At 76.1% G+C, this 16,643-nt stretch carries 4 protein-coding genes; all 4 read right to left on the bottom strand.

Going from position 1 to position 16,643, the window contains the following annotated elements; genetic code table 11:
* Positions 1 to 3 precede the first annotated feature (3 nt).
* From C2865_RS39565 to C2865_RS24335, 4 genes are read right to left on the bottom strand one after another with little or no spacing between them, the layout of a single operon-like run.
* Entirely contained in the window at positions 4 to 3,882 is a 3,879-nt protein-coding gene (locus C2865_RS39565; protein WP_157963902.1) for a non-ribosomal peptide synthetase, read from the bottom strand.
* On the bottom strand, positions 3,879 to 4,637 hold the full coding sequence (locus C2865_RS24325; RefSeq protein WP_106400872.1) for a thioesterase II family protein: 759 nt from the start codon (positions 4,635 to 4,637) through the stop codon (positions 3,879 to 3,881). Before C2865_RS24325 ends, C2865_RS39565 begins: the two co-directional genes overlap by 4 nt.
* The gene (locus tag C2865_RS24330) at positions 4,634 to 11,902 is read right to left on the bottom strand and encodes a hybrid non-ribosomal peptide synthetase/type I polyketide synthase (protein ID WP_106400873.1); all 7,269 of its coding nucleotides are present in this window, start codon (positions 11,900 to 11,902) and stop codon (positions 4,634 to 4,636) included. Before C2865_RS24330 ends, C2865_RS24325 begins: the two co-directional genes overlap by 4 nt.
* Entirely contained in the window at positions 11,892 to 16,610 is a 4,719-nt protein-coding gene (locus tag C2865_RS24335; protein ID WP_106400874.1) for a type I polyketide synthase, read from the bottom strand. Before C2865_RS24335 ends, C2865_RS24330 begins: the two co-directional genes overlap by 11 nt.
* Positions 16,611 to 16,643: the final 33 nt, after the last annotated feature.

The raw sequence follows: 16,643 nt of genomic DNA on the forward strand, positions 1-16,643 counted from the left end.
CGGTCAGTTCTCCATCCTTCGGGCGAGGGCGGCGATGGTCGGGGTGTCGAACACCGCCTGGAGCGGGATGCGGTCGCCGGTCTCCTCCCGGATCCGCGCGATCAGGCGCGCCACGAGCAGCGAGTGGCCGCCGAGGGCGAAGAAGCCGTCGTGGACGCCGACCCGGTCGAGGCCGAGCAGGTCGCACCAGATCGAGGCCAGGCGGATCTCGGCGGGGGTGCCCGGCGGGACGAACTTCTCGGCGAGGTCGGGACGGGCCGTGTCGGGCAGGGGCAGGGAGCGGTGGTCGCGTTTGCCGGTCGCGGTGAGGGGGATCGCGTCGAGCAGGGTCCACCGGGTCGGGACCATGTGGTCGGGGAGCCGCCGTGCGGCCGCCTCGCGGAGCGCGGCCAGCAGGGCGGCGCGCCCGCGCCAGGCCTGCCTCGGCGGGGACGGCGGGGGTTGCAGCGCGCCGGGCCGGACGGCGTAGACGTTGTAGAGGTCGGTCGAGGCGAGCTGCGGGTCGCGGTGGACCTCGACCCGGTAGCCGTGGCGGCGCAGGAGTCCGGTGGCATGGTCGAGGCGGCCGTCCCTGTCGTGGACCTCGACGACGATCTGGTCGATCCGCTGGAAGTCGTCATCGTCGATGCCCGCGAGCACCTCCAGCTCGCTCTTCTCGACGTCGATCTTGAGGAGGTCGATCCGGGGGACGCCGTGCTCGCGCATGACGTCGCTGAGGCGGCGGATCTCGGCGGGCTGCTCGACCGTGCGCAGCCGCTCCAGCAGCAGCTCCTCGATGATGTCGGCGCCGATCTCGACGCCCTGGGCGGCGATCTGGGCGGTGAGGAGCGCCCGGACGAGGCCGCTCTCGTCGTCGGGGTCGGCGAACCGCCCCGACAGGACGGAGGCGTGCGGGTAGTAGGAGAAGACGACGTCCGCGCGGGTCTCGCCGAGGCCGTAGGGGAGCACCCGGGCGTCCACGCCGTGCAGGTCCAGGTTGCGCCGGAGGACGTCGCGCACCGGCGCCACCGGCTCGAACGCGTAGATCTTCGGGTCGTGGCAGACGCCGGAGCACCAGACGCCGAACAGGCCGATGTTGGCGCCGACGTCGAAGACGGTCGCGCCGTCCGGCAGCCGGACGCCGCCCTTGAGGTACACGGCGTCCGTGAAGATCTCCTGGGCGGTGAACTCCGTCTCCGACCGGTTGAGCATGAACACCGTCGACCCGTCGGGCAGGTCCATGGTCTCGCCGCCGGTGAGCCGGGTGAGGCGGCGGGGCGCGGTCGCGGTCTTCTCGTCCGGGACGACGTGCGCGACGAGCCGGCCGTCCCCCGCGGTCACCGCGGCCTCCTGCACGCCGGGGTGCGCGGCCAGCACGGCCTCGACCTCGCCGGGCTCGATCCGGAACCCCCGGATCTTCACCTGGTCGTCGGCCCTGCCGAGGTGGACGAGGGTGCCGTCGGGCCGCCGCAGCGCGAGGTCGCCGGAGCGGTAGAGGCGCGCGCCGGGCACGAGCGGGTCGGGCACGAACCGGGTGGCGGTCAGCGCGGGCCGCCCCCGGTAGCCGCGGGCCACGCCGGGCCCGCCCACGTGGATCTCTCCGGCCACGCCGTCGGGCACCGGCCTGCCCCGCCAGTCGAGCAGGTGGACGCGCAGCCCGTCGATCGGCCTCCCGATCGGGCTGCCGCCGCGTTCGACGTGCTCGCGGCCGAGCGGCTGCCAGGTGACGTGCACGGTCGTCTCCGTGATCCCGTACATGTTGACGAACCGGGTCTCCCCATCCCACCACGGGCCGAGTTCGGAGGCCTCCAGCGCCTCGCCGCCGAACACCACGAGCCGGGGCCCGAGCCCGGCGGCGCCGCCGACGGCGAGGGCGAGCTGCCGGAAGGCCGACGGCGTCTGGTTCAGCACGGTGACCCGGTGCTCGGCGAGCAGCGCGGCGAACCTGTCGGCCGAGCGCGCGGTCTCCAGCGGGACGACGACGAGCCGCCCCCCGTGCAGGAGCGCTCCGAAGATCTCCCAGACGGAGAAGTCGAAGGCGAAGGAGTGGAAGAGGGTCCAGGTGTCGTGGGGGCCGAAGCCCGTCCAGGAGCGGGTGGCGGTGAAGAGCGACACCGCCTGCCGGTGGGTGACCTCGACGCCCTTGGGCCGCCCGGTGGAGCCCGACGTGTAGATCACGTAGGCGAGGTCGTCCGGGTGCGGGGCGGGTCCGGCGGCCTCACCCGGGCCCTGCGGATCGAGCGGCAGGAGCGGGACGGGCACCTCCAGGGGCCCGTCCGAGAGCACGGCGGCGGCGCCCGCGTCGGCGACGGTGTCGACGAGCCGTTCGCGCGGGTGGTGCGGGTCGAGCGGGAGGTAGGCGGCCCCCGCCCTGAGCACGCCGAGCACCGCCGCGACCAGCGCGGCCGACCGGTCGGCGTGGACGCCGACGACGTCGCCCCGCCCGTGCCCGGCCGCGGCGAGCCGCGCCGCGATCCGCCCGGCCCAGGCGTCGAGCTCGGCGTAGGTGTACCGGGCGGCTCCGTCGATGAGGGCCTCGGCCCGCGGGGTCCGCGCCGCCTGGGCCGCGAACAGGCTCGCGAGGGTGTCCTCGACCGGCGGCGGGACGGCCGGGGCGGGCTCCTCCTCGTGCAGGTCGAGCGCCCCGAGCCGGACGTCGGGGTCGGCCGCGACCTGTGCCAGCAGCCGGCGCAGCCCGGCGAGCATCCCCTCCGCGGCGGAGCGGTCCAGGCGGGCGGTGTCGTGGGAGGCCTGGAGCACCAGCCGCTCACCCGGCACGACCAGGAGCGTCAACGGGTAGTGCGAGGCGGACCAGCTGCCCGCGAACTCCACGGCGAGATCGCCGGTCCCGCCGAACACGGCGCCGTCGACCGGGTAGTTCTCGAACCCGATGATGGTCTCGAACGGCGCCGCGCCCGGTTCGGCCCCGGTCGCGGCGTGGATGCGGGCGAGCGGCGTCGTCTCGTGCCGGCGGGCCTCGGACTGGCGGTCCTGGAGGTCGCGGAACCACTGCGAGGCCCGGGCCTCCGGCCGCACCAGGGCCCGGACCGGCAGCGTGTTGATGAAGGGGCCGACCATGTCCTCGGCCCCGTCGAGGTCGAGGGGGCGGCCCGAGACCGTCGCGCCGAACACGACGTCGGGCTCCCCGCAGTAGACCGAGAGCAGCACCGCCCAGCAGCCCTGCACGATGGTGTTGACGGTCAGCCGCGCGGCACGCGCCGCGCCGGTCAGCGCCGCGGTCTCGGCTCCGGTCAGCTCCAGGCGGCACTCGGCGAGGCCTGACGCCGCGGCGGGCCGCTCGACGCGCAGCGGCGGGCGCTCGTCCAGCCCGGCGAGCTCGGCGCGCCAGAACCGGTCGGCCTCGGTGAGATCGAGCGTGCCGCAGTGGGCGACGTGGTCGCGGAACGGCCGGGGCGGTGCGCCGGGCCGCGCGCCCCGGTACGCCGCCAGGACCTCGCGCAGCACGATCGCGAGACTCCACCCGTCGATCACCAGGTGGTGGACGGTCCACACGAACAGGTGCTCGTCGTCGGCGGTCTTCACCAGCGTGAACCGCGACAGCGGCGGCACCGCGAGGTCGAACCCCCGGACGCGGTCCTCGGCGAGGTACGCCTCGATCCAGGCGGCGTCCCGGCCCTCCTCGAAACGCCAGAGCGGCGGCGCGGGATCGACGGCGACCACCTGGAGGGGATCCTCGACGCCCTCCCACACGAAACCGGTGCGCAGGACGGGGTGGCGGCCGACGACCTCGCGCCACGCCGCCTGGAAGTCCGCGACGCGCAGCGGCCCCTTCAGCCGGAGCCGGATCTGCTCGACGTAGGCGCCGGTGCCGGGCTCGGCGAGCACGTGCACGAGGAGGCCGCGCTGGACCGGCGAGAGCGGGTAGATGTCCTCGATCCTCATGGGCGCGCCAGGCCGGAGCCGACCGCGGCGACGACGTCGTCCGCCGCGGAGTCGAGGAAGAAGTGGTCGCCCGGGAACACCCGCAGATCCGGGGCCGCCGAGGTGAGAGCGCTCCACCCGGTGACGGCCTCGGGACCGGCCGAGGGGTCGAGGTCCCCGGCGAACAGGGTCAGGGGGCAGCTCAGCGGCGGGTCCGCCGGTCTCGGCCGCCCCGCTCGCGCCGACTCGAACAGTTCGTAGTCGGCGCGGATGGCGGGCAGCATCAGCGCCAGGAGCGCGGGTTCGGCGACGTGCCGGGGCTCGAGCACCCCGGCCTGCCGCAGTCCGCGGACGAACTCGCCGTCGGTGAGCGCCCCGACGTTCCCGAGCGGCCGCTGCGTCCACGGCGGCGCGGAGCCCGACAGGATGAGCGATCCGGGCTGGATTCCTTCGCGATCGCGCAGCGCGATCGCCGTCTCGGCGGCGAGCAGCGCGCCGAGGCAGTGGCCGAACAGGGCGAACGGGCCGCCGGTCCAGGGACGCAGGGCGGGCAGGAACTCGTCGAGGAAGGCGTCGAGCCCGGTGACCGGGGCGTCGTTGAGGCGCTCCTCCCGGCCCGGGAACTGGACCGCGAGGACGTCCGCGGCCCCGTCGAGCAGCTTCGGCCATTCCTGGAACACGGACGCGCCGCGCCCCGCGTAGGCGAAGCAGACGATCTTGAGCCGTCCGTCACCCGGCACGGCGGCCGGTCCGGGACGCAGCCAGGGACTGGTCATCGCGGATCTCTCTCCTGTTCACCGGTGGAGGGCTGGGCGTCGCGGAACAGCCGCAGGACCCGGGCGAGCGACTCGTCGGTGAGCTCGGCCAGCGGGAAGTCCGACGGGGTGTAGACCTCGTCCGGGGCGCGGTGGGCGAGCAGGTCGCGGAGCGCGGCGGCGAACCTGTCGGCCGCGCCGGGGTCGCCGGAGCGGTCCCGGGTCCAGGCGATCTCGAACCGGCCGCGGTGGACGCGGCAGTCGATCTCCAGGGGGTAGGGGCGGCGGTTGCCGGGGGCGCGGTCGCGGCCGTCCTCGCCGTCGGCGATGCGCAGGAGGCCGCCGCCGACGCCGTCGAGCCGGCCGAGGTAGTTGAAGACGATCTCCGCGGCTCCCTCGGGCTCACCCGGGGCTCTGAGCCGCTCCTTCACGGCGACGAGCGCGGCAGCCGGGTCCCGGCTTGCGGCGAGGTCGAGCAGGACGGGAGTGAACCGGGTGAACCAGCCGACGGTGCCTCCGGCGTCGGCGTGGTCGCGGCCGTGGCCTTCGACGTCCACGCGGAGCGGGCCGGACGGGAAGGCCAGGGCGAGGGCGGTCAGCAGGACCTCGTCGGTGCGCATGCGGTAGCCGGTCCCGGCCTCGTCGAGCAGCCGCGAAGTCTCGCCCGCGGAGAGCGCGCGGACGTCGGTCACCGCGTCGCGCTCCGGCCCGGCCGGGCCGATCGGCGGGGGCGGCGGAGCGGGGACGGTGCGGGCGAGGGTGGCGAACGGCATGCCGTGCCGCGGCGCGTCCTCCGTTCCCGCGTAGGCGGCGGCGAGGTCGTCGAGCAGGATCTGCCAGGAGACCCCGTCGATGATCAGGTGGTGGACGGCGAGGCGCAGTTCCGTGCAGTGCGCCCCCTCCTCGGTCAGGACGGCCGCGGCGAGCGGTCCGTCCGCGAGGTCGAACGGGGGGACGGGCCCGTTCCTGACGACGGCGAGCCGGGGCTCCGAGGCGGTGTACTCCTGGATCCAGCGTCCGTCGCCGTCCCGGCGGAACGCGAGCCGGAACACGTCGTGCCGGGCGGCGACCGCGGAGAGGGCGGCCGCCAGGCGCGACGGGTCCAGCGGGCCGTGCCGTGGCACGAGCCGCAGGGTCTGGTGGAAATGGGCGGGGTCGGCGAGGTCCAGGGCGAAGAACCAGCGCTGGGCCGTGCTCAGCGGCACCTCGCCCGGCTCCGGCGCGGCGTGGGCGACGGGCGCGGCGGTGCGTGCGACGGCGGCGAGCGCCGCGATCGTCGGGTGGTCGAAGACCTCGCGCGGGGTGAGGCCGATGCCCTCGCGGCGGGCCCGCGAGACCAGCCGGACGCCGAGGATCGAGTCGCCGCCGTGCGCGAAGAAGTCGTCGTGGACGCCGGGATCGGCGACCCCGAGGACGTCCGCCCAGATCGCCGCGAGCACCGCCTCCACCTCGGTCCGGGGATGTTCCCCGCCCGCGGGCTCGACGGGCTCCGCGGGGGCCGCGGCCAGCCCGGCGCGGTCGACCTTCCCGTTCGCGGTGAGCGGCAGCGCGTCCCAGACCCGGAAGCGGCGGGGCACCATGTAGCCGGGCAGGCTCCGCGCGAGCCGCTCCCGCAGGGCCGCGGGCTCGGCGGTGCCGGCGACGTGCGCGGCGAGCGCGCGCCGCCCGTCCCTGGGCCCGACCGCGACGACGGCGGCCGCGGTCACCCCGGGCGAGGCCAGCAGCGCCGCCTCGATCTCGCCGAGCTCGATCCGGTGCCCCTGGACCTTGACCTGGAGGTCGCGGCGCCCGAGGAACTCGATCGTCCCGTCGGGGAGGTAGCGGCCGAGGTCGCCGGTCCGGTAGCGGCGCTCGCCGGTGCGCCGGTCCACGGGGAACGCCCGCGCGGTGAGGCCGGGGTCGCCGTGGTAGCCGTCGGCGAGGCCCGCGCCGGCGATGAGCAGCTCTCCCGGCACCCAGTCGGGGCAGGGGTTCCCGGCCGCGTTGAGCACGTGGAACCGCTGGTTGGCGAGCGGCCTGCCGTAGGGCACGCTCGGCGCCGCGGGATCGAGCTCGCCGACGGGGTGGGCGATCGACCAGATCGACGCCTCGGTCGCGCCGCCGAGGCCGGTCAGGGCGGCGGAGGGCGCGACCGCCTCGGACCGGCGGGGCAGCGAGGTCGGGATCCAGTCGCCGCTGAGCAGCACCGACCGCAGCGTGCGCGGGGCGGTGGCGCCGGCCAGTTCCAGGTGCTCGACGTACAGGCCGTAAAGGGCCGGGACGCTGTTCCACAGGGTGACGCCGTGCGCCTCGACCAGCGCGGCCCAGTGGGCCGGGTCCTGGACGTCCTGCGGCACGACGATCGCGGCCCCTGCGGCGAGTGAGCCGAACACGTCGTAGACCGACAGGTCGAAGCCGAGCGACGACAGCGCAAGGACGGCGTCCCCGGCCCGCACGCCGAACCGCTCGTTGACGTCGGCGATGGTGTTGAGGGCGGCCCGGTGCCTGATCCGCACGCCCTTGGGCTCGCCGGTCGAACCCGAAGTGAAGATCACGTAGGCGAGGGAGTCGCCCGTGCGGGGCCGGTCGCGGACAGGCGCCTCCTGCCCGGTCACCGCGACCGTCGTCCGGCCGGGTTCGGGCTCCGCTCCGGGCGCGGCCAGGACCACCGATGCCCCGGCCCGGTCGATGATCCTCGCGCGCCGTTCGGCCGGGAGGTCCGGGTCGACGGGCACGTACGCCGCGCCCGCCTTGAGCACGCCGAGGACGGCGACGACCTGCTCCCAGCCCTTGGCGAGGCGGACCGCGACGAGGTCCCCGGGACGCACCCCGTGCCGCTCCAACTCGTCGGCGACGTGCTCGGAGGCGCGGTCCAGGGTCCCGTAGTCGAGCCGGACCGGGCCGTGCACGACCGCGAGCCGGTCCGGTTCCCGCCGGGCGTGCGCGACGAAGGGCTCGTGCAGGCCGCCCGAAGGGAGCGGCCGGTCGGTCCGGTTCGCGGCGCGGCGGGCGGCGAGGCCCTCCTCGGGAGTGAGGCCGAGCGGGCCTGCCTCCCAGGCTTCCGGGCCGTCGGCGAGGGCCCGCAGGAACCCGGCGAGCGCGGCGAACATCGCGTCGGGAACGCCCTCGGGGAAGATCGCGTCGACCGTGTCGAAGTCGACGAGCAGTTCGCCGGAGTCCTCCAGCACCAGCAGGTCGGCGACGACCTGCGGGGTCCGGGCGACCCCGTGGGAGCGGGGGCCGAGCCAGCCGAACGGCACCGGCGGCGCTTCGGCGTCGCCGCCGAGGAGGCTGGTGAAGACGTAGGGGAGCCCGCGGCCGAAGACGGCGTCGCCGCGCAGGGCGTTCGCCTCCGCGACGATCTCGACGCCCGACCGCCCGGTGTGCCCGAGGTCGGCCCACAACCGCCGCTGGACGAGCCGTGCCCGCTCGCCGAACGCCTCCGCCGCGGTGCAGTCGACCTCGACCGGGACGTTCGAGGTGAAGTCGCCGACGAGCCGGTCGCCGTCCGGGTGGCGGCCGCGCAGGTCGAACGTCGTCACGTTGACGCAGAACGCGGGTGCCGCGCTCCAGGTGCCGAGCACCTCGGTGTAGGCGGCGAGCAGGAGCGCCGACGCGCCCACTCCGGTGCGGGCGGCCGCGGCGCGCAGCCTCGCCCACGGCTCCCGGGCCAGACGCAGGCTCCTGCGGTGGAAGGACGGGCGCCCGATCGCCGCGGGGTCGCGGGCCCACGGCACCTGGGGCGGGCCCGGCAGGGAGGCCAGGCGTCCGGTCCAGTAGGGGTCGGGAGCGGGCCGGTCGGCCTCGGCCAGCGCCACGTCGCGGAACGAGGCGGTGATCTCCGGCAGGACGGCGCCGGGGCGCTCGTACAGCTCCCGCCACTCCTGGGACAGGATCGCGAAGCTGCGGCCGTCGCAGACGAGCATGTTGAAGCCGAGGTGCACCCGGAGGCGGCCGTCGGGCCGGCGGGTCGCCTTGATCTCGAAGAGGGGCCAGTCCGCGGTGGTGCGGGGCGGGTCGCAGAGCGTCGCGCGCAGTTCGGTCAGCGCTGCTTCGTCCGCGTCCTCGAGCAGCTCGATGCGGTAGTACGGGACCTCGGCGAGGATCCGCTGGCGGCCGTCGGGGTCGACGACCGCGCGGAGCATCTCGTGCCGGCGCACCAGCCGGTTCCAGGCGTGCTCCAGGCGCGGCAGGTCGAGGCCGCGGGTCTCGTACTCGAGGTAGTGCCCGGCGTTGACGCCGCCGAGCTCCAGCTCCCTGCCGATCCAGTAGGCCCGCTGGATCGGCAGCAGCGGGAACGGCTCGTACCGGTCGGGCGGGACGTCCGGCGCGGGTTCCGGTCCGGGGAGCGCCTCCTGCTCGGGGACGGGCCGGGCACGCTGCGCCCTGATGTGCTCGGCGAGGTCGCCGACCGTGAGGAGGTCGGCGAGGGCCTCGGTCGGGATCCTGACGTCCAGTGCCTCGGAGATCTGGCGGACGAGGGCGAACCCCTTGAGGGAGTCGCCGCCCAGCTCGAAGAAGTTCGCGTCGGGGGTGACCAGCTCGAGGTCGACGGCAAGGGCCTCCGACCACAGCCGCCGCAGCAGCGGTTCGAGCTCGTCGTCCGGCTCGGGCACGACGGGGCCGGGGTCCGGCACGGGGACCGGCGCCGCTGCGGGAGCGGGCGGGGGAGAGGCGGGGGCGGTGCGGGAGGGGAGCCAGGAGCGCTCGCGCCGCCACGGGTGACCGGGCAGCCGCACCGCCTCCCCGTCCGGGGCGAGCGCGGCGGCGTCGAGGCCGACTCCGGCGCGGAGCAGCTCACCGGCCGTCTCGAGCACGCACCGCAGGCCGTCGCGGCCGCGGCGCAGCGACGGCAGGACCGGCAGGCCCGTCGCGGACGTCACCGGGCGGCGCAGCGCCGGATGCGCGGAGATCTCGATCCAGTGGGTGACGTGCCCGGCCGCGGCCGTGACGGCGTCGGGGAGCCGGAACGGGTCGGCGACGTTGCGCCCCCAGTGGGCGGCGTCGAGCGGACCGTCGACGAGGCGGCCGGTGACCGTCGAGAACATGGGGACGGCGGGGTGCTCCGGCCGCAGCGAGGCCAGCTCGCCGACCAGGCCCGGGACGGCGGCGGCCATGGCCTCGGAGTGGAACGCCAGGCGGATCCCGTCCAGCTCCTGGGCGAAGACACCTCCGGCGGCCAGCCGCTCCACCGCCCGCCGCACCGGCTCCGGGTCGCCCGACACCAGCGTGGTCGTCGGGCCGAGCACACCCGCGACGGTGAGGCCGAGCCCGGCGGCCTCCCGTTCGGGCAGCTCGACGACGGCCGTGGCCCCGCGCCCCTGGAGAGGGGCCATCGCCCGTCCCCTGGCCGCGACGACCCGCACCGCGTCCTCGAGGCCGAGGACGCCCGCGGCGTGGGCGGCCGCCACCTCCCCGAGGCTCTGGCCCACGACCGCGCCCGGCACCACGCCGAAGGACCGCCACAACGCTGTGAGCCCGGCCTGGACGGTGAACAGGAGGGCCTGGCCGTGCCGGGTGTCGAGGGTCCCCGCGCCTCCGGCCAGGGCGGAGGAGGGCGTCCAGCCGAGCTCCGCCTGGAAGGCGGCGTCGCACTCCAGGACGGTGGCGCGGAAGACGGGCGACTGCTCGAAGAGCCGTGCGGCCGTTCCCGGACGCAGTGCGCTCTGCCCCGGGAACAGGAACCCGGCCGCCGCGTTCTTGGCCGTCCTCGGCCCGGCCGCCACCGAACGGAGCGCGTCGGCGGCCTCCCGCGCGGACTCCGCCACCACCGCGGCCCGGTAGGGGTGGTGGTCGCGGCGGCGAAGGGTCGTCGCGGAGACGTCGGCGAGGGAGGCGCCCGCGTCGAGTTCGGCGGCGTAGGCGGCGGCGAGATCAGCCACCGCCTCGGGGACGCGGGCCGTCACCGCGACCAGCCGCGGGCCGTCGGCGTCCGGTTCCCGCTCCGCGCGCGGCGGGGCGGGTGCGAGGACGGCGTGGGCCAGCGACCCGCCGAAGCCGAAGGAGCTGACACCGGCGAGGCCGCCGGGGAACGCGGTCACGGACGTGGGGATCACGAACGATCCGGCGTCCAGGTCGATCCTCGGGTTCAGGGCCTCCTGGTGCAGGACCGGCGGGACCTCGCGGTGGGTCAGCGCCAGCGCCGTCTTGATCACGCCGACGACCCCGGCGGCGGCCTCCAGGTGCCCCAGGTTGGTCTTGACCGCGCCGAGCAGCCGGGGCGCGCCGGGACCGAGCGCCGCGGCGAGCGCCTCCAGTTCCAGCGGGTCGCCCAGGGCCGTGCCCGTGCCGTGCGTCTCGACCAGGCCGACCTCCGCGGGACCGGCTCCGGCCTGGGCCAGCGCGCGCCGGACCACGTCGGTCTGGGCGGGGCCGTTCGGGACGGTGATGCCGCTGGTCCTGCCGTCCTGGCCGGTGGCGCTGCCGCGGACGACCGCCCAGACGGGGTCGCCGTCGCGCAGGGCGTCCTGGAGCCGCTTCAGGACGACCACGCCGCAGCCCTCGCCGCGGACGAACCCGTCGGCACGGGCGTCGAAGGTCTTGCAGCGCCCGTCCGGGGCCAGCATGCCGAGCTTCGCGTAGATCACGCTGGTGACGGGCGTGAGCATCACGTTCACGCCGCCCGCGACGGCCAGGTCGCTCTCGCCCGCGCGCAGGCTCTGGCAGGCCAGGTGGATCGCGACCAGCGAGGACGAGCAGGCGGTGTCGAGCGCGAGGCTGGGCCCGCGCAGGTCCCACTGGTAGGACAGCCGGTTGGCCAGGATGCTCCGCTGGGTGCCGACGCCGGTGTAGCCGGTGACGGCGGCGGGGTCGGCGGACTGCATCCAGGCGTAGTCGTCGGTCATCGACGCCGTGTAGACGCCGGTCCGGGACCCGGCGAGCGATCCGGCGGGGATGCCGGCGTCCTCCAGCGCCGCGTACGCGGTCTCCAGGAGCAGCCGCTGCTGCGGGTCCATCCGGGACGCCTCGTCCTCGGGGACGCCGAAGAACCGCCGGTCGAATCCGGCGACGTCGTCGAGGAACGCGCCCCGGCGGCTGTTCATCGCGCCCGGCGCCGCGGGGTCGGCGTCGTACCAGTCGGCGAGGTCCCACCGGTCGCGCGGCACCTCGCCGACGAGGTCGCGTCCCTCCCGCAGCGCCGCCCACAGGTCGCCGGGCGACTCGACGCCGCCCGGCAGCCGGCACCCCATGCCCACGATGGCGACGGGTTCCGCGCCCGCCGCGGGCTCGACGCCCAGCCTGCGCGCGAGCAGCGCCCGCTGCGTCCCGGTGAGGCGGGCCAGCCTCGCCGCCAGATCAGCCCTCATGTCCGTCAGCCCCTTCGTCGAGCAGGTCGGCGAGCAGGTCGGTGAGCAGCGCGTCCACGATCTCCTCGTCCGACGCCCCCTCGCCCTCGCCGGTCCCGTCCAGATACGCGGCCAGCCGCGCGACGCTCGGATGGTTCAGCACGACCGTCTCCGGCAGCGCCCTGCCGAGGTCCCGCTCCAGCCGCTCCACCAGGTCCACCCCGGTCAGCGAGTCCATCCCCATCTCCCGGAACCCGGCCTCCTCCTGCACCTCCCCCGCCTCCATCCCCAGCAGCTCGGCCACCGCCCGCACCACGACCTCCCGCACGTCCCCGCCCCGCGACACGGCCGCGGGACCTGACACGGCCCGATCGCGGGAGGCGATGCCGTCGTGCGGCGCGTGTCCGTTGTGTGAGGTGGTTTCGTCGTGTGGCGTGTGCCCGTTGTGCGGCACGGCCTGGTTGCGGGAGGTGGTGCCGTGGTGTGGCGTGTGCCCGTCGTGTGAGGCGGTCCGGTTGCGGGAGGTGGTTTCGTCGTGCGGCGTGTGCTCGGCGGGTGGCGCGGGTGCGGGGGCGGCGGGGTGGTGCCAGGGGTAGCGGGGCGGGCGGGCGCGGGGGGCCGGGCCGTTGAGGGCGCGCCAGTCGAGGGCGGCCCCGGCCTCGTAGAGGGCGGCGGCGGTGGTGAGGAGCGCGAGCCTGCCGTCGGCGGGGGAGCGGAGGGTCGGCAGGGAGCCGGGCCCCTGCCAGGCGCCCAGGTCGACGACGGTCGAGGGGAGGGGGAGCCGCGGGGGCGGGGAGGGCGGCGGCGGGGCGGCGGCGCGGCGCATGGCGGCGGGGAGGTCGAGCAGGCCTCGGGCGTAGGCGGCGGCGGTCTCGCCCGCGCCGGAGCCGGTCACCAGGGCGGGGGACAGACCCCAGGTCCGCAGGAGGTCGGTGAGCGCGATCTGGACGGCGGTCAGGAAGGGGACCGCCAGTCCGTCGGGCCAGGAGGCGGGGGAGTCGTGGCCGAAGAGGTCGAGCAGGGGCAGGGCGGGGAGTGCGGCGGCGCACGCGTCGAACGAGGCGCGGAACACCGGCTCCTGGAAGTAGAGGGCGCCGCCGGCCGCCACGGGTTCGCCCGGGTAGTGGAAGACGAGGGTGCCGAGGGGCGGACGGGCGGCGGGGGCGGCGCGGGCGAGGAGTTCGCCGAGCTCCCGGACGCCGGGCGCGGCCAGCGCGGCGCGGACCGGGTGGTGGGCGCGCAGTCCCGCGCCGAGCGCGACGGCCGCGCCCGCGCCGGATGTCCCGGCGTCGTCGAGCAGGGCGCGGTAGGCGGCGGCCAGGGGGGCTATGCCCTCGGGGCGGCGGGCCGAGAGCGGCAGCAGCAGCGGGCGCTCCGGGACGGGCGGGGCCGGAGCGCGGCGGGGCGGCTGGGCCAGGACGGCGTGGGCGTTGGCGCCGCCGAACCCGAACGAGCTTACCCCGGCGAGGGCGGGCCGTCCGAGGTCGGGCAGCACGACGGGCTCGGAGTTCACCTCCAGGCCCAGGGAGGGCAGGTCCAGCCGGGGGTTCACGGTCTCGGCGTGCAGGGTCGCGGGCACGACGCCGTGGTGCAGGGCCAGGGCCGCGCGGATGAGGCCGGCGATCCCCGCGGCGGCCTCCAGGTGGCCGAGGCCGCTCTTCACCGAGCCGATGAGGCAGGGCCGCCGGCGGCCCGCGCCGAGCGCCGAACCCAGCGCGGTCGCCTCGATCAGGTCGCCCACCGGCGTGCCCGAGCCGTGCGCCTCGACGAAGTCGATCTCGGCGGGGGCGACCCCGGCCCGCCGGTGGGCCGCCGCGATCACCGCTTCCTGCGCCGGGCCCGACGGGGCGGTGAGCCCGTTCGTGCGCCCGTCGTGGTTGACGGCGCTCCCCCGGAGGACCGCGTAGACCTCGTCGCCGTCGGCGAGCGCGTCCGCGAGGCGTTTGAGCACCACGAGCCCGGCGCCCTCGGCCCGCACGTAGCCGTCGGCTCCGGCTCCGAACGACCGGCACCGCCCGGTCGGCGACAGCAGGTGCGCCTCGGCGAGCGCCGCCGTCACCTCGGGCTGGAGCACCAGGTTCGCGCCCCCGGCGAGCGCGAGACCGCACTCGGCGTCGCGCAGCGACCGGGCCGCCAGGTGGACGGCGGTCAGCGACGACGAGCACGCCGTGTCGATCGCGAGGCTCGGCCCGCGCAGGTCCAGCGCGTAGGACAACCGGTTCGCGGCGACGCTGTGCGCCGCCCCGGTCGTGAGGTAGGGGTCGGCGAATCCCGCGGGCCCGGCGCGGAGCACGAACTCCGGACTCCAGATCCCCACGAAGACCCCGGTGTCGCTCCCGGCGAGCGCCGCCGGATCGATCCCCGCGTCCTCCAGCGCCTCCCACCCGACCTCCAGCAGCATCCGCTGCTGCGGGTCCATCGCCGCCGCCTCGCGCGGCGAGATCCCGAAGAACCCGTGGTCGAAGGCCTCCACCCCCTCGTCCGGCCGTCCGGCCCACCCGTCCGCGTCCGCCGAGACCGCGTCACCCCCCGCCATGAGCAGCCGCCACAGCTCCCGCCCCGAAGCGGCACCCGGAAACCGGCAGCCGATCCCCACGATCGCGACATCGCCGTCACGCCCCCCGCCCCCACCGCCGGTGAACGGCGCGCCCGGCGCGAATGGCGCAGATGACGTGAACGTCGTGGATGCCGTGAACGTCGTGGGCGGCGCATCCGGCGCGCCCAGCGTGGGTGGCGCGCCCAGCGTGGGTGGCGCGTCCGGCGTGAATGGTGCGGGCGGCGTGGTGGCTGCGGCGGGGGCGGGGGAGGCGGGCGTGCTCAGGGCGGCGGCCAGCCTGGTCAGGGTGGGGTGGTCGTAGGGGAGGCCGTCCGGCACCGGGCGGCCGAGGCGGGCGGACAGGGCGGCGGTCAGCTCGGCGGCGCGCCGCGAGTCGAGGCCGTACTCGGCGAAGGGGCGGTCGTCGGCGATGCGGGCCGGGGGAGTGCCGGTGAGGTCGGCGAGGCGTTCGCGGAGCCAGCCGGTCAGATCGTCCGGGGAGGCGGCGCGGGCCGGGGCGGCGAACCGGGGTGAGCTCCAGGAGAAGAGTTCGGTGTGGGAGCCGGAGAGAAGGCGGTCGCGGTTCTCGGAGCGCTGGATCTTGCCGCTCGACGTCTTGCTGAGGGTGCCCCTGGCGATGAGGACGACGGCGGCGACCGGGATGTCATGGGTCTCGGTGACGGCGCGGCGGATCGCCGCGGCGGCCTCGTCGGCGGTGCGGCGGTCGAGGGCGTCGTCCGCGACCTCCTGGACGATGACGAGGTTCTCCTCCACGCCGTCGTCCACCCCGAACGCCGCCGCGCAGCCGGGCCGCAGCGCCGGATGGGACTCGAACGCGGTCGCCTCGATGTCGTGGGGGTGGTGGTTGCGTCCCGCGACGATGACGAGGTCCTTGCGGCGGCCCGTCACGTAGAGCTCGCCGTCGCGGAGGAATCCCAGGTCGCCGGTGCGCAGGCAGCCCGCCGTGCCGTCGAGCGCGGTGGCGCCGAAGCTCGCCGCGGTGGCCTCGGCGTTCCGGTAGTAGCCCGCGGTGATGCTGGGCCCGGCCGCCCACACCTCGCCGACGGTCCCGTCGGGCACCGGCCGCGCGGTGTCGGGATCGACGATCCGGACGGTGAACCCGGAGAGGGGACGCCCGCAGGAGACGAGTTCCGCACCCTCCCCGGACGGCTGGACGCGAACGCCCTCACCGGCTCGCATCCCCGTGACGATGAGGGTGGCCTCGGCCAGCCCGTAGCACGGCGCGAGGGCCTCGGCGCGAAAGCCGGAGGGCGCGAAAGCAGCCGCGAACCGGCGCATGGTGGCGGCCCGGACGGGTTCGGAGGCGTTGGCCGCGACCTTCCAGCAGGACAGGTCGAGCGCGGCTGCCTCAGCCGGGTCGATCTTGCGCACGCAGTGGTCGAAGCCGAAGTTCGGGGCGATGGAGTGGGTGCCGCGGTGCTCGGCGTGGGCGCGCAGCCACCGGAGCGGGTCCTGGACGAACGCAGCGGGCGTCATGAGAACGGTCGGGATCCGCACCATGACGGGCAGGAGCGCGTTGTAGACCAGGCCCATGTCGTGGAACATCGGCAGCCACGAGACCATCGTGCTGCCCGGCGGGTGCCCCCACGCGGCGTCCATGGCCGTGCAGTTGGCGAGGACCTCCTCCTGCCCGACCAGGACGCCCTTGGGCCGGGACGTCGATCCCGAGGTGTACTGGAGGTAGGCGGGCCCGGAGAACGCCCGGCCGAGCCCGTCCTCGTCGAGCGACGGGGTGGTGTCGGCGACCGTGAGCCACTGCACCGCCGCGAGTTCCGGGACCGCGGGCAGGTCGTCGAGCAGCGCGGCCAGCGTCTCGGGCCGGGCGAGCGCCACGGGGGCGTCGCAGTCCCGCTGGATGGCGGCCAGCCGAGGCAGGGAGCGGGCGAGCGGCAACCGGGGAGGGGGCGCGGGGACGGCCGTGACCCCGGCGAGCAGGCAGCCGTAGAACGCGGACAGGAAGTCGAGCCCGGTGTCGTAGACCAGGAGCGCGGTCCGTCCGGCGAAACCCCTCTCGGTGAGCGCGTGGGCCACGCCGAGCGCGCTCGCGTACAGCTCCCGCCAGGTGAACGCCTCGTCCGGCCCCGCGTCGAAGCGCCGGAAGCGGAAGGCCTCCTCCTCCGGCGCGACGGCCGCGTCGCGCGCGAGGAGTCCCGTGATCAAGTGTGCGCCCATGCTTGCTGAACCCCGGTGGTCGGCTGTGCTGGA

This window comes from Actinocorallia populi, from assembly GCF_002995495.1.
Classification (GTDB): Bacteria; Actinomycetota; Actinomycetes; order Streptosporangiales; family Streptosporangiaceae; genus Actinocorallia; species Actinocorallia populi.

What these genes read in the sequence shown, in the direction of transcription:
- C2865_RS24330 (WP_106400873.1), bottom strand. Translation starts at nt 11,902, where the DNA reads ATGAGGGCTGATCTGGCGGCGAGGCTGGCCCGCCTCACCGGGACGCAG.
- C2865_RS24325 (WP_106400872.1), bottom strand. Translation starts at nt 4,637, where the DNA reads ATGACCAGTCCCTGGCTGCGTCCCGGACCGGCCGCCGTGCCGGGTGAC.
- C2865_RS39565 (WP_157963902.1), bottom strand. Translation starts at nt 3,882, where the DNA reads ATGAGGATCGAGGACATCTACCCGCTCTCGCCGGTCCAGCGCGGCCTC.
- C2865_RS24335 (WP_106400874.1), bottom strand. Translation starts at nt 16,610, where the DNA reads ATGGGCGCACACTTGATCACGGGACTCCTCGCGCGCGACGCGGCCGTC.